The following is a 7081-nucleotide window of genomic DNA, read 5'->3' on the forward strand; positions in this document are numbered from 1 at the left end:
GTCTGGAACCTCGACGCCGCCGCGATCGACAGCCTGCTGGAGGCCGTGATGGCCGACCCGGAGGTGCAGTCCATCGAGGTCCGCAGCACCGGGCTCAACGTGGCGCCGATGCTGCGCAGCCGCACCGGCCCGCCTGTCGAGCCGGTCGTGCGCGAATTCGACATCCTCCACGAGGGCGAGGCCCCCGGCGCCGACACCTCGCCGGTGGCGCACGCCACGCTGGTCTACACCCGCGCCCAGGTGGTCGAACGGGTGGCGCGCACGCGGGACTTCGTCGCCGGCCTGCTCGCCGCGGTGCTCGTTGCCGTCCTGGTAACCAGTTATGTGCTCGTCAACCGGCTGGTCGTGCGGCCGGTGTCGCGGCTGGGCGCGCTGGCGCAGGCGGTGGCCGGCGGCGGGCTGGGCGCCCGCACGATGGTCGAGCGCACAGACGAGATCGGCGCGCTGGCCCAGCAGTTCAACAGCATGAGCGAGCAGTTGCTCGCCTCCTCCGAAGGCCTGCGCCGCAGCGAGGAGCGCTACCGCAGCCTGTTCGAGAACGCCACCGAGGGCATCTTCCAGGCCAACGCCCGCGGCCGGCTGCTGGAGGTCAACCGCAAGATGGCCACGATGCTGGGCTTCACCGGCCCCGCCCAGGCGCTGGCCGCCAGCACGCGGCTGCGCGGGCTGGCGCGCGTGGAGGGCCCCGAGTACAAGCGCATCGCCCGTGCGCTGGTGCGGCACCGGCTGCTGCAGCAGGTGCCGGTGCTGATCGCCACGCCCGAGGGCAAGCAGATCTGGGTGGAGCTGAGCGCGCACATCGTGCCCGCGGCCGACGGCCAGGGCCTGCGCATCGAGGGCATGCTCACCGACATCAGCCAGCGCCGCATGGCCGAGCAGGAGCTGACCCGCCACCGCGACCACCTTGAGGAGCTGGTGGCCGGCCGCACCCAGGAGCTGACCCGCGCCAAGCAGCGCGCCGAGGACGCCAACCGCAGCAAGAGCCGCTTCCTGGCCACGATGAGCCACGAGTTCCGCACGCCGCTGAACGCCATCCTCGGCTTCGCGCAGCTGCTGCAGATGGACGAGTCGCTGGGCACGCCGCAGCAGGGCAAGGTGCGCCTGATCCGCGACTCCGGAGACCACCTGCTCGCGCTGATCACCGATGTGCTTGACATGGCCAGCATCGAGGCCGGCAAGATCCGCCTGCAGCCGGGCCCGCTGGACCTGCATGCGCTGCTCGACGCGGTGGGCGACGCGGTGCGCCTGCGCGCCGAGCAGAAGCTGCTGCGTTATGCGGTGGAGCTCGGCGAGGAGCTGCCGGTGCGCATCGTGGCCGACGGGCAGCGCCTGCGCCAGGTGCTGCTGAACCTGCTGTCCAACGCGGTCAAGTTCACCGATTCGGGCGAGGTGGTGCTGGCGGTGCGGGTGGTGCAGCGCCAGCCGGGCAGCGCGCGCCTGCATTTCGAGGTGCGCGACAGCGGCATCGGCATGGACGCGCTGCAGATGGCGCGGCTGTTCCAGCCCTTCGAACAGGTCTCCGACGAGGCGCGCCGCCATGGCGGCACCGGGCTGGGCCTGTCGATCAGCCAGCAGCTGGTGCGCCTGATGGACGGGCAGCTGCGCGTGCAGAGCGAACCGGGCCTGGGCAGCGTGTTCAGTTTCGAGCTGGGCTTCCCGACGCTGAGCTGAAGACGATGCCGCGATACGTTGCCCTGCTGCGCGGCGTCAGCCCGATGAACTGCAAGATGGCCGAGCTGAAGGCCTGCGTCGAGGCTGCCGGTTATGCGAACGTGAAGACCCTGCTGTCCAGCGGCAACCTGGTGCTCGACACGCCGCGCAGCGTCGGCGAGGCGGCGCTGGAGAGGAAGCTGGAGGCCGCGATGCTGGCCGGGCTGGGCCGCAGCTTCTACACGATCGTGCGGCCGCAGGCGGCGCTGCAGGCGCTGCTGGACGCCGATCCCTTCGCCCCCTTCGGCCTGGCGGCGGACGCCAAGCGGGTCGTCAGCTTCCTGCGCGCGGCGCCGGGCGAGGTGCCGGCGCTGCCGCTGGGCCGCGGGCAGGCGCAGATCCATGCCGTGCGAGGCCGCGAGGTGCTGTCGGCCTATCGCCCCGGCGACGACTCGCCGGTCTTCATGGCGCTGATCGAGAAGGCCTTCGGCAAGGACATCACGACCCGCACCTGGGACACGGTGGCCAAGTGCGCCCGGGCATGACGACGATCGCCGCCGCCAGCGCCGTGCCGGCCGACCAGCTTCATGCCGCCTTCCGCGAGGCCTTCGCCGACTACCTGATCGGCCCCTTCCAGGTGCCGCTGGCGCAGTGGCCGCAGTTCCTGGCACGCCAGGGCGTGGAGCTGCCGCTCAACCGCGTCGCGCTCGATGACGGCGGCGCGATCCTGGCCTTCGCCTTCGTGGCGCAACGGCCCGGCCGCTGGCGCCTGGCCACGATGGGCGCGCGGCCGGCTGCACGGGGCAGCGGCGCCGCGCCGCGGCTGCTGGACGACTTCATGCAGCGCGCCCGCGAGGCCGGCATGGCGGCGGTGGAACTGGAGGTGTTCGCGCAGAACGAGCGGGCGCGGCGGCTCTATGAGGGGCGCGGCTTCGTCGCGCGCAGCGAGCTGCTGGGCTGGCAGGCGGAGCCCGCAGGTGGCGAGCCGGCGCCCTGGGCCGACCTGCTGGAACGCGAGGCGGCCTTCGCCTGGATCGCCGCCCGGCCCTATCTCGACGACCTGCCGCTGCAGCAGACCCCGGCCCTGCTGGCCGCCAATCCGAACCGGCTGCAGGCCTTGCAGCAGGGCAGCGCGCTGCTGCTGTTCGCCGAGACGGCGCCGCTGAGCCTGACCGTTAGCGGCCTGTACGACGACGCGCCGGAACAGGCCGATGCGCTGGCCCTGGCCCGCGCGCTGCGGGCGGCGCACCCGGCGCACCGCATCGTCGTGCCCGCGCTGCAGCGGCCCGACCTAGGCGGCCGGGTGCTGGCCGAGGCCGGTTTCGAGCGCCAGCCGCTGCACCAGTTGCTGATGCGCGCAAGCCTGGCTTGACGATCGCCAAAGCCCGCACGCGCCCGGCTTTTGCGGCATCGGTCAGAATCGCTGCACCATGCAGCTGAACACCGCCGACGATCTCTCCGCCACCATGACCAGCCTGGGCGCCGCCGCGCGCCAGGCCGCCACCGCCATGGCCGCCGCGCCGACGGCCGCCAAGAACGCCGCCCTGCTGGCCCTGGCCCGCCGCCTGCGCGAGGCCGGCCCCGCGCTGCAGGCCGCCAATGCGCAGGACGTGGACGCGGCCGTCGCCGCCGGCCTGGAGGCGCCGATGGTCGACCGCCTGCGCCTGACGGAAAAGGTCATCGCCACCGTCGCCGAAGGCTGCGAGCAGATCGCCGCCATGCCCGATCCGATCGGCGAGATCACCGGCGTCAAGCGCCGCCCGAGCGGCATCAGCGTGGGCCAGATGCGCGTGCCGCTGGGCGTCTTCGGCATGATCTACGAGAGCCGGCCCAACGTGACGATCGAGGCCGCCTCGCTGGCGATCAAGAGCGGCAATGCCTGCATCCTGCGCGGCGGCTCCGAGGCCATCCATTCCAACCAGGCGCTGGCCGTGATCGTCGGCGATGCGCTCGCCGAGGCCGGCCTGCCGCGCGAGGCGGTGCAACTGGTCGGCACGACCGACCGCGCGGCCGTGGGGCTGCTGATCACGATGCCGGAGTTCGTCGACGTGATCATCCCGCGCGGCGGCAAGGGCCTGATCGAGCGCATCAGCCGCGAGGCCCGCGTGCCGGTCATCAAGCACCTGGACGGCAACTGCCACAGCTATGTGGACGCCGAGGTGGACCTGGCGCTGGCCGTCAAGGTCGTGGACAACGCCAAGACGCAGAAGTACAGCCCCTGCAACGCGACCGAGTCGCTGCTGGTGCATGCGGCCCAGGCGCGCGAGTTCCTGCCCCGCATCGCCGAGGTCTTCGCGGCCAAGGGCGTGGAGATGCGCGGCTGCGGCCGTACCTGCGCGCTGCTGCCGGCCGCCGTGCCGGCCACCGAGGCGGACTGGTCCACCGAGTACCTGGCGCCGATCATCAGCATCAAGGTGGTGGACAGCCTGGACGAGGCGATCGCCCATATCGGCCGCTACGGCTCGCATCACACCGATGCGATCCTCACCACCAACCATCCGAACGCGATGCGCTTCCTGCGCGAGGTCGACTCGGCCAGCGTGATGGTCAACGCCAGCACCCGCTTCGCCGACGGCTTCGAGTACGGCCTGGGCGCCGAGATCGGCATCTCCACCGACAAGTTCCACGCCCGCGGGCCGGTGGGGCTGGAGGGTTTGACCTCGATGAAATGGGTGGTGCTGGGGCAGGGCGAGATCAGGGGCTGAGGGCGCCGAGCTCGATTCGCCAGGCCGGGGCAAGACCTGGCACCGGCCGGTCGTTGATCAGGTAGCCGCTGGCGTCGCCGATGGCGTTGGAGGCCCATCCCCACAGGCCCAGGCCGGGCGCGAAGCCGCGTTCGCCAGCGCCGACCAGCTGCGCGCACAGGCTCAGCCGGTAGTGGTGGAAGGGCTGCAGCCCGGCCGCATCGCAGATGAAGATGCCGTCGCCCTGGTTCCGGTGCGACCAGCTCACCACGCGCGCGACGCCGGCCGGGCGCCCCTTCCAGCCGAGCATGCCGGACGCGACCAGCGTGTTGCGGCCGACGTCCTCGATGCGCATCAGGCAGTGCGAGGCGCCGTCGAAGCAGACCAGCGGCAGGGTGATGCGTTGCAGCCGGGCAGGGCGCCGGCCGCCATAGACGAACTCGACCGCGCAGGACGACGGGCAGTTGGGCTCGCCGGTCCCGCCAAACGTGGACATGGACCGGCCGTGCAGCAGGTCCGGGTTCAGATTGCCCAGCGCGGGCGTCGGGATGAGGGTTGCGGGCGGCGATGAAGCCTCCATCATCGGGGTCGGTGTCGTCGCATTGGCCATGGGTGGGTCTCCGAGGGGCTGCCGTCCAAAGAATGAAGGAAGCCGCCTGGCCGCACCTGCCGGCTTAGCGCCGCTTAATCCGGCCCGCGGCCCCGATCTGTTGCAAGGAGCGCATGCCGATGAGCAATCCCCCTAGAACGCCAGAGCGCAGGCGACGTGTCGTGGCGTTCGATCCGGTGGCTTTCGAGCGCCTGCTCGACGAGTGCGTGCGCCTGCAGCTGCAGCGGCAGCAGCGCGGGGAGGCTCTGCAGCTGCGGGGTCAGGACTTGCCCTGGCTGCCGCAGGAGCAGCTCCTGCCGGCCGCCCCGCAGTTCCTGAAGCAGCACCTGCTCGCCATGCTGAAGGCCATTGTCGATGCGGCGCGGCCGGCCGGCGGCCTGGAGGTGGCGGTGGACGGCATGCCGCTGGACATCCTGCCCATCGTGGCGGCCGGCAGGCATTCGAGCCTGGATGCGGCAGGCCTGCCGCGCATCGTGCGCAATATCCGCGCGGGGCAGGCGGTGGACTGGCGGCTGGCGCAGGCGGTGCTGTGCTTCTTCAGGGTCTTCCTCGAGCGGCCCGCGCTGCTGATGGACGACATCGGCGTGCGCGAACCGGCGCGCCAGCTCTCGTCCCGCCTCCTCGACATGACCCTGGAGCAGGCCCGCGCCCTGCTGCCGCAGAGCGCCATGGACGGCCTGCTGGCCAAGTCCGACGAGGTCAGCGGCCACGCCTGGCTGATGGTCGACTACGAGATCGAGTACCGCGACCTGCAACTGGCCATGGACGCGCGTGGCGTGCCGCGCCTGTCGATGGAGCGGATCACCCGCTACTGCTACCTGAAGCTGACGGACCTCGAATGGCCGTTGCGCACACGCAAGACCTACGAGTGGTGCGAATGGTCCCGCTACCAGGCGCCACGGCTCACGCTGCGGCACTTCGATGCGCGCGGCCGCTGCCTGAAGAGCTGGGACGTGGCCCTGAACAAGGCGCTGGACGAGGCCGGCGGCTTCGTTCGCATCGAGATGGCCGCGGGGCAGCCGGCCGACCTGCAGGCCCTGCTGGGCGAGCTCTCGCGGGCCAGGGCGGGCGAGCATGGCCTGCTGCAGGCGGAATGGCACGAGCGGCTGGTGATGAACCTGGCGGGGCGCGACACCATCGTCTGCCTGCGGCCGGTGGCCTCCTTGAAGATCGGCATCGATCCGGCGGCGCTGCGCGATTTCGTCTGCAGCGTGGGCGACTCGCCGGGCCTGGTGGGCGGCGACGGCCAATGGCAGCTGGAGCGCGCGCTGCTGCCGCGCGAGGTGCTGGAGGTGCGCATGCGCTGGCGCGGCCTGCGGCCCGAGGACGCCCTGCTGATGTCGCCTTCCGGCGAGCTGCTCGCCGACCTGTCTCAGCGCATTCCGTTGAGGCGCTGATCCTTGGGCCAGCTGATCTGGTAGTCGGCCTTCAGCGCCTTCGTGGCGCCGGGCTCCAGCGTGAAGTCCCAGGCGACGATGCCCGGCTGCTTGCGCCAGGCCTGCTGCGAGGGCGCGGGATCGAAGGCGGCCTGCACCTTGATGTCCTCGTGGCGGGCCACCGGCGAGGCTTCCAGGATCTGCACCGGGAAGGCCCGGCGGTGCCGGTTCTCCACGCGATAGACGTGACTGATCTTCTGCTCCTGGCGGCTGCCGATGAAGCCGCTGCTGCCGGCGTTGCGGGCCTCGGGGTCGACGCTCACGCGGACCATCTCGTCGCGGCCGAAGAACAGGTCCAGCCGCTCGTTGTCGGTGCCGACCTGCAGCCGGCTTTGGCCGACGAAGGCGCCGTCGCGGAACAGCTGCAGCGTGCCGGCGGGCCAGACGCCGGCGGGCCGCGCGCTCTCGGCCACCAGGTAGGCATTGGTGTCGGCCTGCGGGTTGCTGCGGGCCATCAGCTTCGTCTCCAGCGGCGTGGCGCCGAGGGCGAAGGCGACGCGCTGGCCGTTGGCCGCCACGTCGACCTGGCCGGGCACCTCGAACTCGGTGGCGAACTCGCCCTCGAAGACGCTGACGTCGAAGCTGAGCTCCGGCTCGGCGGCGCGCGCCTCCTTCATCATCGCCATCGGCGCGGCGGCTCGGGCGAACACCGGCGCCGGTGCGGCCGGCGGCAGCGGCGGCTGCAGGTCCAGCGTCCACGG

7 protein-coding genes are annotated in these 7081 nt (G+C 71.8%); 5 read left to right on the plus strand and 2 right to left on the minus strand.

What is annotated here, in order from left to right; genetic code table 11:
* The 4 genes from B0W88_RS28175 to B0W88_RS28190 all read left to right on the plus strand — a co-directional run.
* Positions 1-1671: ATP-binding protein (locus B0W88_RS28175; protein WP_144007019.1), on the plus strand; the 1671-nt coding region annotated here is incomplete at its 5' end.
* A gap of 5 nt (positions 1672-1676) precedes the next feature.
* Complete coding sequence (locus B0W88_RS28180) at positions 1677-2195, plus strand: DUF1697 domain-containing protein (protein WP_077037875.1); 519 nt, start codon at positions 1677-1679, stop codon at positions 2193-2195.
* Positions 2192-3022, plus strand: a complete 831-nt coding sequence (locus B0W88_RS28185; RefSeq protein WP_144007020.1) for an N-acetyltransferase — start codon at positions 2192-2194, stop codon at positions 3020-3022. Before B0W88_RS28180 ends, B0W88_RS28185 begins: the two co-directional genes overlap by 4 nt.
* Positions 3023-3116: 94 nt before the next feature.
* On the plus strand, positions 3117-4355 hold the full coding sequence (locus B0W88_RS28190; protein WP_369973943.1) for a glutamate-5-semialdehyde dehydrogenase: 1239 nt from the start codon (positions 3117-3119) through the stop codon (positions 4353-4355).
* Here B0W88_RS28190 and B0W88_RS28195 read toward each other — a convergent pair.
* On the minus strand, positions 4345-4944 hold the full coding sequence (locus B0W88_RS28195) for a hypothetical protein (RefSeq protein ID WP_144007021.1): 600 nt from the start codon (positions 4942-4944) through the stop codon (positions 4345-4347). The two genes, B0W88_RS28190 and B0W88_RS28195, sit on opposite strands and share 11 nt — an antisense overlap.
* A gap of 161 nt (positions 4945-5105) precedes the next feature.
* On the opposite strand from B0W88_RS28195, the gene B0W88_RS28200 reads away from it, so the two are divergent.
* Positions 5106-6341: a hypothetical protein gene (locus tag B0W88_RS28200; protein WP_077037879.1), complete on the plus strand. Its 1236-nt coding sequence runs from the start codon at positions 5106-5108 to the stop codon at positions 6339-6341.
* Here the strand turns inward: B0W88_RS28200 and B0W88_RS28205 are convergent.
* Positions 6317-7081 (minus strand): DUF4139 domain-containing protein (locus B0W88_RS28205; RefSeq protein WP_144007022.1); only part of this gene is annotated, 765 nt, incomplete at its 5' end. The two genes, B0W88_RS28200 and B0W88_RS28205, sit on opposite strands and share 25 nt — an antisense overlap.

This window comes from Pelomonas sp. KK5, assembly GCF_001984095.1.
Classification (GTDB): domain Bacteria; phylum Pseudomonadota; class Gammaproteobacteria; order Burkholderiales; family Burkholderiaceae_C; genus KK5.

Coding starts and splice junctions, on each gene's coding strand:
- B0W88_RS28180 (WP_077037875.1), top strand. CDS start 1,677: ATGCCGCGATACGTTGCCCTGCTGCGCGGCGTCAGCCCGATGAACTGC.
- B0W88_RS28185 (WP_144007020.1), top strand. CDS start 2,192: ATGACGACGATCGCCGCCGCCAGCGCCGTGCCGGCCGACCAGCTTCAT.
- B0W88_RS28190 (WP_369973943.1), top strand. CDS start 3,117: ATGACCAGCCTGGGCGCCGCCGCGCGCCAGGCCGCCACCGCCATGGCC.
- B0W88_RS28195 (WP_144007021.1), bottom strand. CDS start 4,944: ATGGCCAATGCGACGACACCGACCCCGATGATGGAGGCTTCATCGCCG.